Annotated in this window: 20 protein-coding genes and 2 pseudogenes; 10 read left to right on the top strand and 12 right to left on the bottom strand. The window is 64.4% G+C overall.

Annotation, left to right across the window (positions count from 1 at the left end; genetic code table 11):
* Nucleotides 1-75: 75 nt before the first annotated feature.
* Nucleotides 76-462: pseudogene (locus QYH69_RS34545) on the bottom strand (LysE family translocator); the annotation flags it as partial.
* A 495-nt stretch (nt 463-957) separates the two neighbouring features.
* Here QYH69_RS34545 and sap1 point away from each other — a divergent pair.
* Together sap1 and QYH69_RS34535 are read left to right on the top strand one after the other, a co-directional pair.
* On the top strand, nt 958-1,293 hold the full coding sequence (gene sap1 / locus QYH69_RS34540; protein WP_308836150.1) for a surface attachment protein Sap1: 336 nt from the start codon (nt 958-960) through the stop codon (nt 1,291-1,293).
* Between the two features lie 525 nt (nt 1,294-1,818).
* Nucleotides 1,819-2,397 carry a YaeQ family protein gene (locus QYH69_RS34535; RefSeq protein WP_308836149.1) on the top strand — a complete coding sequence of 193 codons (579 nt, stop codon included), beginning with the start codon at nt 1,819-1,821 and terminating at the stop codon, nt 2,395-2,397.
* A 38-nt stretch (nt 2,398-2,435) separates the two neighbouring features.
* Here the strand turns inward: QYH69_RS34535 and QYH69_RS34530 are convergent, their stop codons facing one another.
* Nucleotides 2,436-2,861: a VOC family protein gene (locus tag QYH69_RS34530; RefSeq protein ID WP_308836148.1), complete on the bottom strand. Its 426-nt coding sequence runs from the start codon at nt 2,859-2,861 to the stop codon at nt 2,436-2,438.
* Between the two features lie 478 nt (nt 2,862-3,339).
* Between QYH69_RS34530 and ada the strand changes: the two genes are divergently transcribed.
* The 7 genes from ada (at nt 3,340) to QYH69_RS34495 (ending at nt 12,176) form a co-directional block, all read left to right on the top strand.
* Entirely contained in the window at nt 3,340-4,557 is a 1,218-nt protein-coding gene (gene ada / locus QYH69_RS34525; RefSeq protein ID WP_308836147.1) for a bifunctional DNA-binding transcriptional regulator/O6-methylguanine-DNA methyltransferase Ada, read from the top strand.
* Nucleotides 4,554-5,468 carry an AlkA N-terminal domain-containing protein gene (locus QYH69_RS34520; RefSeq protein ID WP_308836146.1) on the top strand — a complete coding sequence of 305 codons (915 nt, stop codon included), beginning with the start codon at nt 4,554-4,556 and terminating at the stop codon, nt 5,466-5,468. The genes ada and QYH69_RS34520 overlap by 4 nt, the downstream gene beginning before the upstream one ends.
* Nucleotides 5,469-5,927: 459 nt before the next feature.
* A complete protein-coding gene (gene gshA, locus QYH69_RS34515) occupies nt 5,928-7,541 on the top strand; it encodes a glutamate--cysteine ligase (protein WP_308836145.1) in 1,614 nt (537 codons plus the stop codon).
* Between the two features lie 287 nt (nt 7,542-7,828).
* Entirely contained in the window at nt 7,829-8,314 is a 486-nt protein-coding gene (locus QYH69_RS34510; RefSeq protein ID WP_308836144.1) for a hypothetical protein, read from the top strand.
* A gap of 111 nt (nt 8,315-8,425) precedes the next feature.
* Nucleotides 8,426-9,130 (top strand): OmpA family protein, encoded by a 705-nt coding sequence (locus tag QYH69_RS34505; protein ID WP_308836143.1) that lies wholly within the window; start codon nt 8,426-8,428, stop codon nt 9,128-9,130.
* 656 nt (nt 9,131-9,786) lie between these two features.
* Complete coding sequence (locus QYH69_RS34500; RefSeq protein ID WP_308836142.1) at nt 9,787-10,161, top strand: hypothetical protein; 375 nt, start codon at nt 9,787-9,789, stop codon at nt 10,159-10,161.
* Between the two features lie 410 nt (nt 10,162-10,571).
* A complete protein-coding gene (locus QYH69_RS34495) occupies nt 10,572-12,176 on the top strand; it encodes an efflux transporter outer membrane subunit (protein WP_308836141.1) in 1,605 nt (534 codons plus the stop codon).
* Between the two features lie 134 nt (nt 12,177-12,310).
* Here QYH69_RS34495 and QYH69_RS34490 read toward each other — a convergent pair whose 3' ends face one another.
* From QYH69_RS34490 to gspG, 8 genes are all read right to left on the bottom strand, one after another.
* On the bottom strand, nt 12,311-13,078 hold the full coding sequence (locus QYH69_RS34490; protein WP_308836152.1) for a type II secretion system protein N: 768 nt from the start codon (nt 13,076-13,078) through the stop codon (nt 12,311-12,313).
* Nucleotides 13,079-13,112: 34 nt separating this feature from the next.
* A complete protein-coding gene (locus QYH69_RS34485) occupies nt 13,113-13,616 on the bottom strand; it encodes a type II secretion system protein M (protein WP_308836140.1) in 504 nt (167 codons plus the stop codon).
* Complete coding sequence (gene gspL / locus QYH69_RS34480; RefSeq protein ID WP_308836139.1) at nt 13,613-15,091, bottom strand: type II secretion system protein GspL; 1,479 nt, start codon at nt 15,089-15,091, stop codon at nt 13,613-13,615. Before gspL ends, QYH69_RS34485 begins: the two co-directional genes overlap by 4 nt.
* Before the next feature lie 28 nt (nt 15,092-15,119).
* The gene (gene gspK, locus QYH69_RS34475; RefSeq protein WP_308836138.1) at nt 15,120-16,232 is read right to left on the bottom strand and encodes a type II secretion system minor pseudopilin GspK; all 1,113 of its coding nucleotides are present in this window, start codon (nt 16,230-16,232) and stop codon (nt 15,120-15,122) included.
* Nucleotides 16,233-16,312: 80 nt separating this feature from the next.
* The gene (locus QYH69_RS34470; RefSeq protein WP_308836137.1) at nt 16,313-16,993 is read right to left on the bottom strand and encodes a prepilin-type N-terminal cleavage/methylation domain-containing protein; all 681 of its coding nucleotides are present in this window, start codon (nt 16,991-16,993) and stop codon (nt 16,313-16,315) included.
* Complete coding sequence (gene gspI, locus QYH69_RS34465) at nt 16,971-17,396, bottom strand: type II secretion system minor pseudopilin GspI (protein WP_308836151.1); 426 nt, start codon at nt 17,394-17,396, stop codon at nt 16,971-16,973. The genes QYH69_RS34470 and gspI overlap by 23 nt, the downstream gene beginning before the upstream one ends.
* A 2-nt stretch (nt 17,397-17,398) precedes the next feature.
* Nucleotides 17,399-17,953, bottom strand: coding sequence for a GspH/FimT family pseudopilin (locus QYH69_RS34460; RefSeq protein WP_308836136.1), 555 nt, complete (start codon nt 17,951-17,953; stop codon nt 17,399-17,401).
* A gap of 48 nt (nt 17,954-18,001) precedes the next feature.
* Nucleotides 18,002-18,466, bottom strand: a complete 465-nt coding sequence (gene gspG, locus QYH69_RS34455) for a type II secretion system major pseudopilin GspG (RefSeq protein WP_075155385.1) — start codon at nt 18,464-18,466, stop codon at nt 18,002-18,004.
* A 217-nt stretch (nt 18,467-18,683) separates the two neighbouring features.
* On the opposite strand from gspG, the gene QYH69_RS34450 reads away from it, so the two are divergent.
* Nucleotides 18,684-19,097: a type II secretion system protein N gene (locus tag QYH69_RS34450; RefSeq protein WP_308836135.1), complete on the top strand. Its 414-nt coding sequence runs from the start codon at nt 18,684-18,686 to the stop codon at nt 19,095-19,097.
* A gap of 74 nt (nt 19,098-19,171) precedes the next feature.
* On the opposite strand, the gene gspF is transcribed toward QYH69_RS34450, so the two are convergent.
* Complete coding sequence (gene gspF, locus QYH69_RS34445; protein ID WP_308836134.1) at nt 19,172-20,389, bottom strand: type II secretion system inner membrane protein GspF; 1,218 nt, start codon at nt 20,387-20,389, stop codon at nt 19,172-19,174.
* A gap of 4 nt (nt 20,390-20,393) precedes the next feature.
* Nucleotides 20,394-20,660: pseudogene (locus QYH69_RS34440) on the bottom strand (type II secretion system protein GspE); the annotation flags it as partial.

Here is a 20,660-nt window from a genome sequence, read left to right as displayed (position 1 = left end):
GTAGCCATGTCGTTCTGTGAGCCAAGGAGTTGGTAGAATGTTTTGTCTTCCTAAGACCGCTTGGCCTCCGACTTAGACGATGCTCTTCGGATTCAGCGCGGTTACGGCGTACGCGTGGGCAAGGATGCGGCCCGTGCGCGTCTCGGCGCTTGCGTCCAGCGTCGTGTTTTCGGGTCGCGCCGGCGTGCGCCAGAGCTTCACGCCGAGATAGATCAGGTAAGCGGCGCCGACCCATTTGAGCGCGGAGAAAAGCGTTGCCGACGCGGCGAGGATCACGCCAAGCCCGAGCATGGACGCGGTCATCGACGTGAGGTCGCCAAGCGCGACGCCGGCGGTGGTGGCAAGCGCATAGCGGCGCCCGTGCCCAAGCGCATACGAGACCACGAGCAGCACTGTAGGGCCGGGAATGGCAACGAGAATGGCTGATGCAATAGCGAACGGAAGCCAGTGGGCCAGCGTCATATCGACAGTCTCCCAGGAAGTCGTTCCGATTTATCCACGAACTTTCCCGAAGCGCAAGACGAACTGCAGCGTCGCACATTCGCGGCGAGGCCGTTGTCGGCCAGGCATGATTTTTATTCGTCGTTTGCCACATGCGGCCGTGCCTTTTCGCCAAACGGTCTGATGACTTTGTGTGCGTCGCATCAAGCCGATTTAAAGCATTTAGCCAATCGCTTAATTATGTATTCGCGTAAACGAGCATGCGAGCCGCAAACGATTGTCGGACAAAGCAATGATCGCAAACCGGTTCGCTGTGCGCGATTAAATATGCATCGATTTACCTATGAAAACTCCGCGCACTGTTGCGACAGAGACGCTGCGACAATCCGCCGCTATTGCAATCGCACACAAGTCGTGCTTGTTCTTCCGCACACTTCTTCTAAATTCAAAACTGCGGGTATCCCCCTGAAGTTAAATACATAGCTAACCTGAGTATTAACCCGCACGGAGGTATTTATGAAGATGCGCGTCGCGGTTCTCTTCGCCATGGCAGCTTTCGTAGCTGCATCTGCCGCTCAGGCTCAGGACCTGAAGCCTCAACAGACCGTGCAACTAAAAGCCAATGCGTATGGCTGCCTGTCCAAGGACAAGCTCGACGCAGTGCGCCAGCACGAGCAGGCCGGTGAGCAGCAGAAAATGCAGGAATTTTTCTCCGGTTTTCAATGCCTGTCGACGCCTGAAAATGCGACTTTCCGCATCGTGCGCGTAGACGGACACGACATCGAATTCGTCAACGCGGCGAATAGCGACACCGAAGGTCTTTGGACCAACGATCGATTTATCAAGCAATAGTGGGTTTTTGCCCGACGCCTTGTCGGGGAAAAACAGACAGTGACGGTCTTTAAAGACCGAACAAGCTTTCGCACTCGAAAACGGCTGCGCGATATTCGCCCAGCCGTTTTACTTTTGCTCGCTTCGGCCGATCCAATTACTGCTGCGCTAAACCTACATCAGGCGAGCCCCGCCTGGAAACGCGTCAAGTGCGCCGAACGCACGTCGAAGCACGCGCTGACCCGGCGCCATCCGTTTGTCATATCGCTTCGGCAGATTCGGTATCATCACGATCCTCCGCTCCTTCAATCCGGCGTTATTCCGATCCCGCGCGCGGCACGCTCGTTGCTTCATCTCACATCATAGGAAGTCGAGCGCGTTGCAGCGGCAGATTAAGACGTTCGTCATCGCCGCGCTACGGCAAAAACCGTTTCATCGGCGAGACGCGCGTGACGCGCGACAGAAGGCAGCATCAAAATGGCACGCTATTACGGCCCCGAATCACTCTTCACTTTCCGGTCCTCGTTTGCGGGATCGGGACTTTCCATGGCGCTCAAATCGACAATTTATAAGGCAGACCTGCAGATCGCCGACATGGATCGGCACTACTACGCCGACCATTCGCTGACGATCGCGCTGCATCCGTCCGAAACCGCCGAGCGGATGATGGTGCGCGTCGCCGCATTCGCGCTGTTCGCTCAGGAACGGCTCGAGTTCTGCAAAGGCCTCTCGGATACCGACGAACCCGACCTCTGGCAGAAGGATCTGACCGGCGCAATCGAAACGTGGATCGACATCGGCCAGCCTGACGAGCGGCGCATCGCAAAAGCGAGCGGTCGTGCCAACGAGGTCATCGTGATCGCGTACGGCGGCCGGACATCCGATATCTGGTGGCAAGGCGTGCGCGGCAAGGTCGAGCGGCTGCGCAATGTGACAGTCTGGTCGCTCGGCGAGGATGTCGCATCGGCGCTCGGTGCACTCGCGCAGAGAACAATGCGGCTGCAATGCACGGTACAGGATGGCGCCGCGTGGCTCGGCAGTGCCGACGCGGACGCGGTGCCGATCGAGTGGACGGTACTAAAGGGCGCGTCGGACGCGCGGTCGATTGCGCAGGGCACCAGGTGAAGTGAGTAGAATGCCGGCGCCGGCGTCAACGTCGGCGTCTATATCGAAGTCGTCCGCGCCGCGTCCGGCGGCCCCTTCAGTTCGACCATATTGCCCTCCGGATCGAACAGGTACAGCGACGGGCCGAAACCATCCGCGCCATAGCGCACCGCCTTTTCACCGATGCGTGCGCCGCGTTCGACCAGATGCGCCTCGAGCGCCGCTTCGTCGAACGGTTCGATGCGCAAACACAGGTGGTCCATGTTCCGGCCGGCGCGAAGCGATCCGCTATCGGGCCGGTCGATCTTCGCTCCTACCCGCAGTAGATCGATCAGCGAGCGGCCGGCGCGCAACTGGGTCAGTCCGATGTCGCGCTGTTCCTTCTCGACGCTGCAACCGAGTGCCTCGCAATAGAAGCGCGTCATCGCCTCGACGTCTTCGACCCTGATTACGACGTGGTCAATCTCGCGGATGTGAAACTTCATGGTTGCCGCCTTTTCATCTGGTTCGGACCTTGATGAAGAGTGTAGGGGATAGGCGGGAAGGCCGGGCGCGGCAGGGCAAAACGAAAGGTGAGATGCCGGAAGCGCCGCCGCACGGCGTACCGCGCTGGCGCCTGCGCCCAGCCTGCGTCCATTGACCCACGTGCGACGAAACCTATGGACGAAAAAAAGCCCGCTGATTTGAGCGGGCTGAATCCATATCAGGAGGAGACATGGAGGAGACAGGAACCACTATACACAACGCCCTACCGCGACGCAATATTTTTTTAAGGGAAAACCCGATGTCGTGTCGTTTTGCCACATGCGCATAAGGACAGCGCTTCCATCCCCAATAGTTGGGATGCCCGAGGGAAGCCGCCGGACATCCACGACATGGCAATGACAGAGCAAAAACCGGAGCGTAGTGTGTCGACGTGCGCCGTAAATTGGGAACGTCGCAACCTGTCCACGAGCGCTGACAATGAAAACCGCTTACACCACCGAATCCGAACGCTGGGCCGCCGTTGCGCGTCACGACGCACAGGCGGACGGCGCATTCTTCTACGCGGTGAGGACCACGGGCGTGTTTTGCCGCCCATCTTGTTCGTCGCGGCTGCCGCGACGCGAAAACGTCGAATTCTTCGCGACGCAGGACGACGCGCGCGCCGCCGGTTACCGCGACTGCAAGCGTTGCCGGCCCGGCGGCCTGCCGCGCGAGATGGACATCGTCAATCGCGCGTGCGCGGTACTCGACGCGGACCCGCAGCAGCGTCTGACGCTTGCCCAGCTCAGCAACGCGGTGCATCTGAGTCCATTCCACCTGCAACGGCTTTTCAAGCGCGTCGTCGGCGTATCGCCGCGGCAGTATCAGGCAGCACAGCGCGGCGCGGCACTACGCGACGCGCTCAAGCAGGGCGCCAACGTGACGCGCGCCACGGTCGACGCCGGCTTCGGCTCCCCGTCGCGCATGTACGATACGGCGCCGGCCGAACTCGGCATGGCGCCGTCCGCGTATCGCCGCAAGGGCGCGGGCCTCGTCGTGCGTTACGCAGGCGCGTCGACTCCGCTTGGCATCGCGCTGGTCGCGGCAACCGACCGCGGAATCTGCAAGATCGCGTTCGGCGACGATCGGGCCGCACTCGTCGACGGCCTGCGGGACGAATTCGCGAACGCCGAACTCATCGAAGATCCGGCGCGGCTCGCACCGTTCGTCACGCAGATCGATGCATACCTGCGCGGCTCGGAGCAACGCGTCGACCTGCCGCTCGACATCGCGCCGACGGCGTTCCAGCAGCGCGTCTGGGACGCATTGCGTCGGATTCCGTACGGCGAGACGCGCAGCTATTCGGAGATCGCCGCAGCGGTCGGCTCGCCGCAGGCGGTGCGCGCGGTCGCCGCTGCGTGTGCGTCGAACCCGGTCGCGCTGGCGATTCCGTGCCATCGCGTGCTGCATAAAGATGGCTCGTTGAGCGGCTATCGCTGGGGCGCGGCGCGTAAGGCGGCGCTGCTCGACGCGGAAAGGCAACGCGGCGACGGGGCGCCGCAGGCGGCGGCGATGTCGGAGGCAGGCAGTACGGCGACAAACGACACGTCCAGCGCCGGCACGATCACCGCTGCCACATCTGGCGGCACCGCAACCGAAACCCCCCGGTCAAACCGGAAAATTGCCCGAACCGTCGACCTGGACCACGCCGCTTGACCACACAAAACAACGTCAAACTCGAACTACCGTTCAAGGCACCCTACGACTGGCCGCGCACGCTGCGCTTCTTCTCGGGCCGCGCGACGCCGGGCGTCGAAGCCATCGAAGCAGGCGCGTACCGGCGCGCGATCGAGTGGGCCGGCGACAGCGGCACGCTGCAAGTCACGCTTCATCCGAAAAGGCGCTGCCTCGTGGCGACGATCGACGGCGCCGCGGCGCGGCACGCAGATTCGCTCGCTATGCCGGTTTCGCGCATGTTCGATCTGCGCGCCGACCCGCGCGTGATCGGCGCCGCGCTTGGCGCGGATCCGTGGCTCGCGCCGCTCGTCGAGGCCGCGCCCGGTCTGCGCGTGCCGGGCGCGTGGTCGGGCTTCGAACTGGTGGTACGCGCGATCGTCGGTCAGCAGGTCAGCGTCAAAGCCGCGACGACGATCATCGGCCGGCTCGTCGAACGCGCCGGCAAACGTATCGAAGACCATCCGCACGAGCGCACGGCATGGCGCTTTCCGACGCCGGCCGCGCTCGCATCCGCCGACCTCGCACAGATCGGCATGCCCGGCAAACGCGTAGCCGCACTGCAGGGTTTCGCGCACGCCGTCGCGACCGGCGCAGTGCCGCTCGACGACCCGGCTGCCGACGTCACGGCGCTGCGTGCCGCGCTGCTTGCGCTGCCCGGCATCGGACCATGGACCGTCGAGTATGTTGCGATGCGCGCGTGGCGCGACCCTGACGCGTGGCCCGCGTGGGACCTCGTGCTGATGCAGTCGATCGCCGCGCGCGACCCGGCTCTCGCGCGCCCGACGCAGCAGCGCACGCGCACCGATGCGTGGCGCCCATGGCGCGCGTATGCGGCGATGCATCTGTGGAATGAGGTTACGGACCGACTCGGGGCCGCGCGGGGTGGGTAGCGGCGTGTTGGTTGATTGAGATCGCTAACCATCCGTATAGAGATCGCGTTGAGTTGCAAGCTGACGATGAGCGCCTTGTAACGATCCAGACCATCAGACGATCGCCGCCCGACTGGCGAGGGATGGTGCAACGCGAAAACGATCGTAGGCTCGTCCGCGAGCATGTGCACAACCGTTGCATGAACGGCCGCATAAACTGCTACGCATCATGTAAATCGCCAACCCGCGGCGTACAGTAGACGAACCGCGCAAGGCCTGCTGCAGGCGCTCGGCCAACGCGCTATCCGAACGAACCCGCACCGCCCGCCAAGCCGCTTCGAAAGCGCGCAAAGGCGGGTCAAGCAGCCGTCGTGGCGAGATGTTAAAGTGCCCGCTACCGAAAATTACGCCGCGCGTGTTCAACCCGCATCGTCCATGCGGAAGCCGGGTATTACCACTAGCAGCGGGCGACATCATTCAATGCCAAACACGAATCATCCGCGCACGACCGACGCGCTGCTACACCGTCTGTCCGTGCTCACATCCGGCCCGCAGCGCGACGCGCTGACCACGGGCCTGCGCGGCATCGAAAAAGAAAGTCTGCGTGTCACGCACGACAGTCGTCTCGCGACGACACCGCACCCCCGATCGCTCGGCTCCGCGCTCACGCACCCGTCGCTGACCACCGACTATTCGGAAGCACTGCTCGAGCTCATCACGCCCGCGGAGCACGACGCCGCGCTCGCGCTCGAGCAACTCGACACGCTGCACCGCTTCGTCTATGGGCAGCTCGGCAACGAGATCCTGTGGAACAACTCGATGCCGGGGCTCCTGCCCGAAGACGACGAAATTCCAATCGCGCGCTACGGCACGTCGAATATCGGCAAACTGAAGTACGTGTATCGCGTGGGCCTCGCTTTACGCTATGGCCGCACGATGCAATGCATTGCCGGCATCCATTACAACTATTCGCTGAACGAAGAAGTGTGGCGGCTGCTGCACGTCGACCAGCAGTCCACTGCAACCGCGGTCGATTTCCAGTCCGAACGCTATCTCGCACTGATCCGTAATTTCCGCCGCACGAGCTGGCTGCTCATGTATCTGTTCGGCGCATCGCCGGCGCTCGACAGGCGCTTTTTGCGCAACCGTCCGCATACGCTCGAAGCATTCGACGCCGACACGTTCTATCGCCCGTACGCCACGAGCCTGCGAATGAGCGACCTCGGGTACTCGAACACAACCGGGCAATCCGCGCTCCATGCGGACTACGACACGCTGTCCGGCTATCTCGATGCGCTCGCCGAAGCGGTCAGCCAGCCTTATCCGCAGTACGAAGCGATCGGCACGAAACGCGACGGCGAGTGGGTGCAGATCAACACGAACGTGCTGCAGATCGAGAACGAGTTCTACTCGACGATTCGTCCGAAGCGCGTCACGTACTCGGGCGAACGTCCGCTGCATGCACTCGCCGCACGCGGCGTGCAATACGTCGAAGTCCGTTGCATGGATATCGATCCGTTCGAGCCGACCGGGCTGTCGCTCGAGGCCGCGCGTTTCCTCGATGCGTATCTGCTCGTTTGCGCGCTCGAAGACAGCGCGCCGCTGCCGCCGCCCGCTTATACGGAAGCGAACCGCAACTTCTGCCTCGTGACGACAGAAGGGCGCAAGCCCGGACTCGGGTTGATGCGCGATGGTCAGCCGGTTCCAATGACAGAGTGGGCAAACGCCTTGCTCGACCGCATCTCGGTCGCGGCAACCACACTCGATGCGGTTCAGGGCGGCGACAATCATGCGCGCGCGGTCGCCGCGCAGCGTGCGAAGCTCGCGGACCCGTCGTTGACGCCTTCCGCGCGCGTACTGCAAACCATGCGCGACAAGCAGCAGAGTTTCCTCGCTTTCGGGCTCGAGCAAAGCGAAGCGCATGCGGCATACTTCAGCGCGCGGCCGCTCGACGCCGCATCGATGAAGGAGTTCGAGACGCTCGCCGCGGAATCGCTCGCGGCACAAGAAAAACTCGAGCGCGAAGAGGTGGGCACATTTGATGCGTTCGTCGCCGCATATCGCGCATACACGTTGAACCGCTTCAGCGTGTGACGTCGGCGCACGGAACACGAGAGATCGCGCACGCGCTTTGCGACGCAATGTCTACCCGTCGGCCTCGCACGCGGGCGCCGATCAGCAGGAATTCCACTGCCGCGGCAAATGCATCGAACTGAAGCATCCAACTGAAGCATCGAAGCGGGTCGCCCAACGCATTCAAGCGCATGAAACATGCTCGTCGCGCCCAGGTCGAACCTGTATTGCAGAATTGCACACCGGACCCGCCGCGCGCGCATGAAGCACGTGCGGCGGACGTGCATCGTTCAGGGAGGAAGGATGCGATGAAAAAAAGTCTATTGGCCGTGTTGTGCGTGCTCGCCGCCGGATGCTCGACGCGCGGGCAGGTGAACCCCGACGTGATGCAGATCGCCACCGCGCCGCTCACGTGCTCGACGAAAGCCGAATGCGACACATGGTGGCAACGTGCGCGTACCTGGGTCAGCGATCATTCGCGCTACGACGTGACGACCGCGACCGATTCGCTGATCCAGACCGCGGGACCGGACGGCGGCAAGCGCGACCTCGCTTATCAGATCACGAAGACGCCGAACAGCGACGGCACATCGACGATCGGCTTCGCCGCGCATTGCGACAGCTCGCTTGGTTGCAAACCAAATCCGTGGGAAGCGGGTGCGGACTTCAAGCAATTCGTGCGAGGCGGCAACGCAAACGCGAGTGCTAACGTCGCGCCGCCGCCTAAGCATCCTACCGACGCGATACCGGGACAAACGATGCCATCACCGACTGGCGAGCCGGTCTCGCAGTAGACGGCAAGCTCATTGCGCGGCTTTATAGGGATGCTTTAAGACTTCTCCGATTGGACTTGAAGATGACCGAATTTATCGTTCGGTCACCCTCAATTCCATCGAGAAGCTCCCATGTATATCCGACTCTTCTTCGCGGCCGCATGCGTCGCACTCGCGGCTGGTTGCACCACTTCATCCGGTCTTACCTATAACAACGACGTAATCACGTTGGCCAACGGTACACAGGCGCATCGCGTGCAGTGTCTGGGCCTGGCCGAGTCCACTGAAAGCTGTATGGACCAGGTGCGCAAGGTTTGCGGCGACAAGCAGGCATTGCGCGTATCCGCTACCGATCGCGCGATCTCCGGCTACAAGCCCGAAAACGATCCGCGTGAAATTCTCTTCACCTGCGCGACGCCGGTCGTGCAACAGCCGGCTGCGCAAGCCGCGCCGCAACCGGCTCCGCAGCCGGCGCCGGCACCCGCGCCGGCGCGCAAGGTGACGCTGCAAGGCGACGCGAATTTCGCCACCAACAGCGCGACGCTGACGCCCGCCGCCAAGGCAAACCTCGACGAATTCATCGCGGCCAATCGCGGCGTCGATATCCAGCTGCTGACGATCGCCGGCTACACCGATTCGACCGGTTCTGCCGGGCTGAACGAGCGGCTGTCCGCCGCCCGGGCGCGCTCGGTCCAGGCGTATCTCGGTTCGCACGGCTTGCGCGCTGCACAGTACAGCGTGAACGGTTACGGCAGCGCATCGCCGGTCGATACGAATGCGACGGCCGCGGGCCGCGCGAAGAATCGCCGCGTCGAGATTCAGGTCGACGGCCAGTAAGGCAAGCCACTTCGCGATTTCTTTTCCGCCAGAAAACACGGGCCGTCGTTCCCCGGACCCGTATTGCGCGGCGGCATCGGCTTCTAGCCGGTGCCGTTTTTTTTCGTCCGTGCGGGTCGCGCGGCGCGTCGCGAGCGCCCCCAGTTGCCGGCATCCATCGATAGGATGTGCAAATACCCGCGATAGCATTCATGCCTAGGCAACTAAACGGCGGGCCAAATTCGTGATCGAGCTCCTTTTTGCCTCCGACTACGCTGCGATGCACGACGAGCATCAGCACTGAATATGCGCTCCCAGCTGCACTCGAACCGTCTGCACGGGAATTTCGGCGACCTTTGCTGTTAGCAAGCGCTCACATGCAGCGCAATTCTTTGCATGATATGAGAATTTTGCGCCCGATCTTCGCAAATCACGGATACATAAAAAATTGACGTGCTGCGACTCGCTCCGCGCCCAAGACGAAACAGGGCTGCTCCCCGAGCGCGTCCGCCAGAAAAACAACACCGATCAGCGGTTTTGCGAGAACTATGTTGAAACTTAATTGCATAGTCAATATTATATGAGTCAACGAGTTACGCGCGATCTGCGCCATTCGAGACCATGTTCTGACCGCTTCAACACGAGCCCGCCCGCGCCGGCCGCAGAGGAATCCCGCGATGCTGTACCTGAAAAACACCCTTGGCGGCTTGAGCCGCTCCCTGATCGATTCCGCGCTGCTCAATTTTCAGAAGCCGTATCGCTGGTGGAAATTCGCGCTCTATGCAGTCGTCTTCGTGTTGCCGGGTGGATCGCTTGGGGTGCTTTTTCTCGCGTGGATCGATCATCGGCGTGCGCGGCGTGCAGTGAAACCTGCGCCAACGGTCAAGCCGGTCACGCTTCCGGTCCCGGCCTCGATAAAAGCGAAAGCGCCGTCCGCCGTCAAAAACATCGCACCGGGCGCAGCCGTCTGCCTGGCGCGTCCCGATGCGCCGGCATGCCGTGCGGCCGCCGGCAAACAGGCCCGTCAGGGCTCGGCCGACCCTCGCGCCTGATGTCTTCATCGCCGGGCGCAAGTGCATCGACATCGCGTTCACGGCGAAACCTGCGGTTCAGCGCCCGTTCACAGTTGAACTCGCCGCGCCGCGCGGCCTCCGCGCGAGACGCAGCGCTCGACAAATCCGCCGCTCGTCCTGTCTCGCCCGCGCCGCATGAACCGCGTTTGGCGCAGTAACGACACGTAACCTTGCGAACACCCTCCGTAACACATCTGCAAGGCACCCGGCATTACTCTTCTGTCTCCGGGCGAGGCGCAGTAAGCTAGCGGTCGCGCCTCGCGGCCAGTTCGTGCCGCGGCTCCGTTCACTTCCGACAAGTCGACATCAGGCAGCAGACCGCGCGCAGCCCGCCGGCCGTTCTGCGTCATTCGCCGGCCGAATCGACAGGAATCAAGGAATTCATTTGCATGCAGTCCGATTTCACGACGCGCCGTAGCGCCGCCGCGCCCCGCGCGATGACGATCGCCGTCGCCGCGGCGCTCGCCGCGATGCTGGCCGGCTGCGCGGTCGGCCCCGACTACAAGCGGCCGACGACCGAGATTCCGGCGTCCTACAAGGAAGCCGCGGAAGGCTGGAAGGTTGCGCAGCCGAACGATCAGCACGATCGCGGCCCGTGGTGGACCATCTACAACGACGCGCAGCTCAACGCGCTCGAGGACAAGCTCAACGCATCGAACCAGTCGATCGCGCAATTCGCCGCTGCTTACCGCCAGGCGCGCGCGCTCGTCGCGGAAGCGCGCTCGGCCTATTTCCCCGTGGTCACGCTGAACGGCAGCGGCGAGCGGCAACAATCGCCGTCGCGCAGCGGCGGTTTCGTCACCGGCACGGGCTCGGTCGGGTCGTCGGGCTCGATCACCAATAGCTTCCGACTGTCCGCCGATGCAACGTGGGAGCCGGATCTGTGGGGTCAGGTGAGCCGCACCGTCGCGGCGCAGCAAGCCGGCCAGCAGGGCGCCGCCGCCGACCTCGCGAACGCGCGCCTGTCCGCGCAGGGCACGCTCGCACAAACGTACTTCACGCTGCGCTCGCTCGACTCGCAGCAAAAACTGCTCGACGACACCGTCGTGTCGTTCGAAAAGTCGCTGCAATTGACGCAAAACCGCTATGCGCAGGGCGTCGCCGCACGCTCGGACGTGATCCAGGCGCAGACGCAACTGCAGTCCGCGCAGGCCGCGGCAATCGACAACGGCGTTGCGCGCGCGCAGAACGAGCACGCCATTGCCGTGCTGATCGGCGAGCCTGCATCGACATTTTCGTTGCCGCCGGCGCCGCTCGATGCGACGCCACCCGACGTCCCCGCGCAGTTGCCGTCGGCGCTGCTCGAGCGGCGGCCCGACATCGCGTCGGCCGAGCGCAGGGCCGCGGCCGCGAACGAGCAGATCGGCATCGCAATCTCCGCCTATTTCCCGACGCTCACGTTTTCCGCGTCCGGCGGCTTCGAAAGTTCGGTGTTCTCGCAGTTGCTCACGGCGCCGTCGCGCTTCTGGACTGTGGGCCCGCAACTCGCCGCGACGTTATTCGACTTCGGCCTGCGCGGCGCGCAAACCGACGCGGCGCGCGCGGCGTACGACCAAAGCGTGGCCACCTATCGGCAGACGGTGCTCACCGCATTCCAGGACGTCGAGGACAACCTCGCGTCGTTGCGCATTCTCGGCAGGGAAATCGTCGTGCAGCAGCAGGCCGTGCAGTCGGCGCAGCAGGCGCTTGCGATCGTCACGAACGAGTACAAGGCCGGCACCGTCGACTATCTGAACGTGCTGACGGCGCAAACCACCGCGTTTACCGCGGAGCAAAAGCTCGCGAGCATCGCGGGTCAGCGGATGGTGTCGTCGGCCGGACTCGTGAAGGCGCTCGGCGGCGGCTGGGATGTCGCGCAGATGAATCGCGAAGATGGCGGGATAGCCGCACCGGCACCCGTGCAAGAGCCTGGCGCATCGGCCCCGCAGGCCGCGGCCGGTTCGGCGCCGGTCGCACAGAAGGGCGCTGCTGCCGCCGAAGTGCGCAACGACTAACGGACCGCAAGTCTCGGGCACCGCAATGAAATAGTGCCCGGGACCGTGCCGCGCGCCCCGAACCGCCGGTCAATCACGTTCGTTCGGGCGCGACGCCTGGGCCGCACGATCAACCAGCCGCCCCTACGGCTGCGTCAATGTGCGAAATCGAGCGAAACCGTCCCTTTCCCGACCGGCGGGCCGATCAGGTTCAGCAGCCCCGCGAGATTGTCGAGCTGATCGGGCGTCGCGCTCGCGGTGCCCTGAAACGACGTCGCACGCCCACCGAACGATCCACGCCCATTCAGAAGCAACGGCCCCTTCAACGTCGACAGATCGACGCTCGCGGTCGCCCCCTGGGCCTGAATCACGACGCGATACGAGCCGAGCGGCTTCACGCGCGACACGCTCGAACTCATTTCGTTGAGCAGCACCGAAAGCTGCCCGAACGCGTCGTGGCCGAAGCTGCGCCAGTCGGTCCACGAAAGCCGCACGTCGCCTTGCAGGTTCAGCGTATTGAACGGCGCACCGAGCCCCGCGAGCAGCGACGCGGGCACCTGAATCGCGCCCGCCGTCATCGTTGCGCCGAGGCGCGACACGTCGACCTGAATCGCGTCGGGCATCGCATCGGTCTGCCGCATCCGCATCCGCACGCGGCCCGTGAGCAGCGGCCAGAACGACGTGCGCCATTCGATACGCCCGGGCAGCAGCGTCGCACCGCCGCCATCGGGACCGGCGGCCAGCATCAGCACCGCGGAGCCTTGCCACAGCGATCCGTCAGGCTCGATGAGATTCACGTGTCCATGCGTCGCCTTCGCGAATTGCGGCGTGATCCATGCGGCCGGCAGCGTGACGAGCAGCACCGCGCCGCACGACAACAACGCGACGATGACCCACGGCAACGCGGCGCCCATACGGCGCATCCAGAGGTTCTTCACAGGTCCTATCCGAGCCGGGTCACTTGATCGTCGCGGGCTGCAGCGACGCGGTCAGATCGACCTGGCCATCTTCCTTCAGCGCGGTGACATGCGCCTCGGACACCTGCACCTTGAACTGGCGGCGCACATCGTCGAGCCACGCGGTCCACGCGGGAAACGACGCGTTCTTCAGCTGAATCTGCACCGCATTGCCGATCACTTGCACCTGCGTCGCGTTCAATCCGTGGTCGGAAAGCGACGTGGTCAGCGCGTCCTTGAGCGCGCCACCGGTCGGCGCGACGCCTTGCACGCTTCCGGCCAGCGCGCGCGCCTCGTTCGCCTGAGCCGTCATTTGCGCGAGCTGCCGCTGCAAGCCCGGCAGCGATTCGAGCAGCCGCGAGCGGCCCTCCTGCGCGGGCGACCACAACACCGACCACGCAATGACGATGGCCAGCACCACCGAGCCCCACGTCAGCAGCGCCTTTTCGCGCGCGTTACGCGCGCCCCAGAAGCCGGCCCATGCCTCGAGCAGTTGTTCTTTCATTGTCCGCTCCTGATGGTCCACTTGCCCGTATTGCTATCGATTGCGCCGTTCAGCCCGTTGCGCGCGAGGCGCTGAGCGAAGTCGGCATCGACCTTCACCTGAGGCTTGAACGTGACGTCCAGGCGGTGGTTCTGATAATCGAGCGCGGCAAGTCCATTGACCGGCAACGGTCCGAGCGAGCGGGCGAGGCCGTCTGCGAGCGACAGGAAGTCTTCCGGCGACAATTCGCCGGCCGCGACGCGCAACTGCTGCAATTGCCGCGTCATCTGGCCCGGCGCGTCGAGTACGACGGTCGTCTTCGGGAACCCGTTGAGCAGCGCCTCGGTCATCTGCGCGTTGATCGCATCGCGCTGTCGCGCGAGCACCAGCCACTGTACGTTCGCACCGATGATCGCGACCAGCGCAGCAGCGGCGACGAGCGCGATCGGCACGCGCATGCGGCGCAGCGTCGCGCGGTCGAGACGCCACGGCTGCGACGTGAATTCGAACTGACATAGATCGAAGCGGCATTCGAGCGCGCGCTGCGCGAGCGTCTCGAACGTCAGCGGATGCGCAGTCGTCCGATGCGCAACGCTATCGATAGCGCGCTGCATCGGCGCGTCGATTGCCGAAGTCGACATCACATGCGGCTCGCTGCCGGGCACGCCGGACAGTGCATACAACGTGAGCGGCGTGTCGCCGGCCAGTGCGGCGAGCGTCGCGCCGACCGCGTCCGCAGGCACTGCAAAGCCTTCGCCGATGCGCCCGCGTGCAATCGCGAGCTCGACGCGCGGCGCCGGCGCTTCCTGCGGCACATCGCCGAGCAGCACAGCGGGCGAGGACTGGATGGCTTCGCCCAGCAATGCGGCAACGATCGGTTCGCGCGACGGGGCGGACGCATCGGCCGTTGGCTCGGTGCCGCCGGCGGCAGCGGAAGCGCCCGAGGCAGAACTCGAACCGGCTTCGGAAGCGGGCGCTGCCGCCGCCGCGCTCGCTTCGGCATGCGCATCCGACATCGCCTCGGCAAGCGCATCGTCGACCGCCACGCCCGACAGCGGCCGCGGCAAGCACGCCGTCACGGGCACCGCGCGCAGATTGCGGTGTCCGGCGCCGACAAACGACTCGTGAATAAAGCGGAACCACCCGCGATCGACGATCGCCAGCAGACGCCGTCCGTCGGCGAGCGGCTGCGCATCGATCGCGATATGGCAGGTCTGCGGATCCTGGATCAGCTGATCCTCGACCACGTTCGGCAGCGCCTGGCGCAGTCGCGGCCCTTTCAGCGCGGGCACGGCGGCCGCCATCATCAGCAGGTCTCGCGCGGCGACCATCAGCACCGTCGACGACGCGCGCGGCAAGAGCGCAAGCGAAGCGTCGCCGGCGCGCATCGTGCGGCCCGACTTGTCGATGAGCAGAAACGGCATGTCCGGCAGTTGCCATTCCTGCGACGGCACCGCCGGATCACGCGGCGGCAATAGAACGATCAGCGTGCTCAAGGCCCACTCTCTTTGGGAAAAGCGTTATTCATAATTGGTCCCGCTCCCGTACGATACGCGTCGTATGAGTCAGCGCGTCGCGATAGACGAGCGTCGTGCGATCGACTTCGGCGCGTTCGTGCTGCACGCGCCCGTGCACGACGAAGTAGCTCGAATTCACGTCCATCTGGCCCGGATCGAACACGCCGGCCGGCACACCCGCTGCACTGAGCGCGAGCTGCACATCGGCGATGTTGTGAAAGAACACCGTCTCGCGGCGCGCGACAAGCGCCTGCGCGCTCGACACGTTCATGCCCGGCACGATCGCCGCGATCACTTCCGCAGGCGCGGTATTCATGTTGATCGCCGTCACCGTCGGCAGAACCGTGACGAACGGACGCAAACGCTCGACCGTCTCGCGCGTGAAGCCCGTTACGTCGAGCAGCGAGTCGATGCTCGTCATTTGCAGCGGCGCGACAGAAGGGTTCGAGTCGGAATCCGACAGCCCCGGCTTATCGGTGTACTCGCCGCCCGCGGCGCCCCCCGCCACGACCGGCGAACTGGCCGCACCCGGAGCGCCGGTCGGATTCGTCGCGTTGATCGACTGGAAACGCGTCGCGGAATGTGCGAGGCTCGCGCGCATCTGCAGCGCGACATTTTTCGCCAGCTGGCTGTTCAAGCCGAGCGTGGACAGCAACCGTTGAAACACTTCGATCTGCTGCAGGTTCAGCTGCAGCATGCCGGGCGTCGCGTTCGATACGAGATTGCGCAGGTTGAACTTCGCCTGCGCATCTTCGATCGAGCCGGAGAGAAACGTGTCCGAACCTTCCGAACCGTGCGCATCGCCGATCTGCCCGAGAAAATCGGACAGGCGCGTCTTTGCGATCGGCACGCCCCAGATGCCGCCCAGATACGTGATGCCCGCCGACGTATCGGCTTCCGAGCGCAGAATGAGCCGCGTCCAGTCGAGCGCACCGCGGCCGACCCATTGCGCCTGCGCAAGCAGTCGCTGATTCTCGATGCGTCGCACCTGCACCTGCTGCCGCCACAAAATGCCCGACACGAGAATCGCCGACAGCGCGACGACGAGCAACGCGCTGATAATCGCGACGCCCGTTTCGCGCGACCGCGCTCGCGACTCGATGCGCGGCTCGATGCGCAATCTGTCTCGCGGTCGCTGTCGCGGTTGCGGTTGCGGTTTCGGACATGCGCGGCACGCGCGCGGCTGGCGGTTCACGGCCTTCACTCCCCGACGAGGAACACCCGCGTCACCGGGCGTTTCAACGCCGCCGCGCCGATGCTGACCTCGAGCCCGGTCACCGCGCGCGGAATCGGCGCGTTGCCCAGTTGCGGCACTTTCAGGTTGTTCACGTTCTCGGTCATCGCGGATTGCACGTCCTTCATTTCCGTCGTCCAGCCGGCCTTCGTCACATAGATGCGCGCGGTAATCATGCCGACGCCGCCCATCAGCGGCACGGCGCCCCAGTTGCCGTTCTCGTCGCCCGACATCGCGCGCCGCACTTCGCCGAGGTTTTTTAGCGGCGGCGATGCATAGCGCGTGATGCGTCCATCGGACACGCGATACCGGACGACCTGCAGCCGCGGCGGCGAACCCGGCTCATACAGCTCGCGCACGATCTGCAGCCCGCTCGATGCCACCGACACCGACGGCTGGCCGACTTCGTCCTCGCTGGCCGCCTGGCGCGCGTCGATGCGCATCTGGTCGAACAGTTGCGCGAACACGCGCTCGTCCTCCATCGCGTTCGTGACCGTCTGCCGGCCACGGATGATCTGATCGAGGCCACGCCACGACAGCACGGCGATCACCGCGAGAATCGCGATCGCGACGAGCAGCTCGATCAGCGTGAAACCGCGCGCCTTGCCGCCGGCCACGCCGCGCTCAAAGCGGCCGGTTCGTTTCATTCGGGACCACCGTCACCATCTGCGCGAGCACGCCGGACCGGCCCGGCATCTTCACCACGACCTCGACGCGCCGAAACACCGGATTCGGCGTCGTCGTGACGTTCTCCGTGCAGATCAGCTGCAGGTTGCCCTGCGAACAATCGAAACTTTGCGAACCGATTTCGGGCCATGAGTGCGTAAGCCGCAATTGCGCCAGCGTGTTGTCGGCGCTCCAGCCGGCCAGCAGCCGGCGATGCAGATCCGCTTCGCCGGTCGCGAGCGCGCCGACCGCGCGCAGCGAGGCGGCCAGCGCGACCGCGATGATCGCGAGCGCGACGAGCACCTCGATCATCGTAAAGCCGCGGCTGCCGCAACGACGAGGCCGGCCGGGACTGCTGCGATGGCAGAAATGCGTGCGCCGCATCATCAACGCACCTCATACCGGCCGTTTCCGGTACCGACGATCGTCGCGCTGCCGACGCCCGAATGGAGCGTCACCGTGACCGGCGTATCGATGCTCTCGGTGCCGAACACGAGGCGGTCGCCCTGTTTGTCCGACCCCGGGTAATTGATCGATACGCCGGTTACGCCGCCCTCCCAGTTGCGCGGGCCGAGCAGATCGTCGCGCAGTGTCCGCCAGCCGTCTTCGGTGTGGATATCGAAACGGAAGCCGTTTTCGAGCGGCATCCACGCGATCGGCCGCGCGCGCACCTGCGCTTCGTCGCCGGCCGATTCGAACAGCAGCGCCAGACGCTGCGCTTCCTCGTTCAGATCGGTGCGCGGATTGCGCGACAACGACAGCGACGCGAGCGAAACCAGCAAGCCCGCGATGACGAGCACGACCATCATCTCGAGCAGCGTGAAGCCGCGCTGCCGCCGAAACGGGCCGTCGGGCCTCACGCCGGTCCGGCTCGTGAAAGGCGCGTGCGCGCCGCGCGAAGCAGCGCGACGCGCGAAAACCGGGCAGGGAGGTGAACGCATGGCGCGCGATGAAACTCGACTACCGGACCATGAAAGATTTCGCGTCCGTCACTGCCACGAACCGACATCGGCATCGTTGCCTTCGCCGCCGGCTTTGCCGTCCGCGCCATAGCTGAACACGTCGATTTCACCGTGCACGCCGGGGTTCAGATACTGATACTGATTGCCCCACGGATCGTTCGGCAGGCGTTCGAGATAGCCGCCGTCCTTCCAGTTGTTCGGCACGGGGTCGGTGGTCGGCTTTTCGACGAGCGAGCGCAAGCCCTGCTCCTGGGTCGGATAGCGGCCGTTGTCGAGGCGATAGAGCTTCATCGCCTGCATGATCGTGCCGATGTCCTGCTTCGCGGCGACCCGGCGAGCCTCGTCGGGCCGGCTCATGATCTTCGGCACGATCAGCGCGGCGAGAATGCCGAGAATCGCGATCACGACCATGATTTCGATCAGCGTGAACCCTCGTTGACGCCGGGCGCGGGCACCCACGATTTCCGTGCGGCGATTCGTCCACATTTGCATAGCTTGCTACCTCATTCCAATTGATTGTTCGCTGTTGCTCCGGCCAGGCGGGACTCGCCCGGACCGGTGCGCATCTTGCGCCTTTCGGCGTGAACGGCGCATTTTCCGCAGTCCCTTTCAGCACACTTTCCGGTGGTGCGGCCGGTCATTCTAAAGGGATGCCGTTGCGGCGCTTCGATACATCGCAACTTTCACATTTATCCGTACAATGTCGCGCATGACAGCCCTCCAAGTTCGCCTCATTTCGCTCCTGTGTTTCGCCGTGTTCTGCGCGACGGCAACCTATTGGGTCGTCACGCTGACGTCACATCGCGGACCCACCGTGCCCGCCGCCGCTGCGCGTGTGCCGGTGTCGGTCGATCAGGCGGCAACGCTGTTCGGCGGTCAGCTCACGCGCACCGTCAATCAGGACGTGCGCCTTTACGGCATCCTCGCGCTGCGCGACGGCGCCGCCGCGATCGTCAGCGTCGGCGGCGAACCGCCGCATGCAGTGTCGCTCGGCAACGCGATCATGGAAGGCGCGAAACTCTCCGAAGTGCGCGCGCGCTCGATCATCATCGATCGCAACGGCTCGCATTCGGAAGTGTTCCTGCCGGCCAACGCACCGGGGCCCACTATCTACGTGCGCTGAACCCGCGCCGCTGAACCTCCACTGCTGCGCTGCATCGCATCGATTCTTCGCCGACGCAGCCCATCGCCTCGCGCTTACTGCACGAGGTTGTTCAGTTCGATGATCGGCATCATCACCGCGAGCACGATCACGAGCACCACGCCACCCATCGCGAGAATCAGCAACGGTTCGAGCAGGCTCGTCATGAACATCGTGCGGCGTTCGAGCTCGCGCGATTCGCCTTCCGACGCGCGATCGAGCATCGTCGTCACGTCGCCGGTCGCTTCGCCCGAACGGATCAGGTGCACGAGCACCGGCGGAAACGTCTTCGTGTTGCCGAGCGCGCGCGACAGCGAAGTGCCTTCGCGCACGCGCACGATCGCATCGTCGATGTTCAACCGCATCGCGCGGTTGCTCAGCGTTTCGCCGGCCGCCTGCAAGGCGCGCAGAATCGGCACGCCCGCCGCGGTCAGAATGCCGAGCGTGCTGGCAAAACGCACCGTGTTGTAGCCGCGCACGAGCTTGCCGAGCAATGGCGCGGTGAGCAGCCACCGGTCGAACGCGAGGCGCGGTCCAGGCTGCTTCAGAATCGCCCGCACCACGTATACGATCACCACCACCGCGATCAGCATCGCCCACCAGTAGCTTCGAACGAAACCGGACAGCGCCATCATCAGGATCGTCAGAAACGGCAATTGCTGTTTCGTGCTGGCGAATACATTGACGACTTGCGGCACCACGTAGCTGAGCAGGAACGTGACGATGCCGAACGCAATGATCGTGACGATCGTCGGATACGTGAACGCGAGCACGATCTTCTGCTTCAGTGCGTTGCGCTGCTCGATGTAATCGGCGAGGCGCGACAGCACGAGGCCGAGTTTGCCCGTATGCTCGCCGGCCGCGACCAGCGCGCGATAGATGTCGGGGAAATCTTTCGGATGCTGCGACAACGCGTTGGCAAGCGAATGGCCGCCGAGCACTTCGGCGCGAATCGCAGCCATCAGTTCGCGAATGTAGTCGCGCTCCGATTGCTCGGTCAGTACTGCAAGCGCTTCGTCGAGCGGCAAACCGGCGATCAGCAGGCTTGCGAGCTGACGCGTCAGAATCGCCTGCTCGCGCTGCGAGAGCTTGCGGCCCAGCGACAGGCGCTGGCTGCGTTCGCCGCGCGTGCGCGTCGCGGCCGGTTCGACGACGAGCGGCGTCAGTCCCTGTGTACGCAATTGCGTGCGTGCGCCGCGCGCGCTGTCCGCATCGAGGACGCCTTTTTGCGCCTTGCCTGCGGCGTCGATCGCTTCGAACCGGAATGCAGGCATTCGATCAGGCTCCGCCCGTTACGCGAATCACTTCTTCGAGCGACGTGAGGCCGGTCGCAAGCCAGCGATCGCCGTCTTCGCGCAGCGTGCGCATACCCTGCTTGCGGCCGGCTTCGAGAATTTCCGCGTCGGCGGCGTTGCGGTGGATCAGCGTGCGGATCGATTCGTCGACGAGCAGCAGTTCATAGACGCCACGCCGTCCCGCATAGCCCGAGTGTCCGCATTTGTCGCAGCCGACCGGATGCCATTGTTTATGGCCGTCTTCTTCGCG

Origin of the sequence: Paraburkholderia sp. SARCC-3016, assembly GCF_031119615.1 — a bacterium.
Taxonomy (GTDB): Bacteria; Pseudomonadota; Gammaproteobacteria; order Burkholderiales; family Burkholderiaceae; genus Paraburkholderia.
This window is presented reverse-complemented; position numbering and strand designations above follow the sequence as displayed.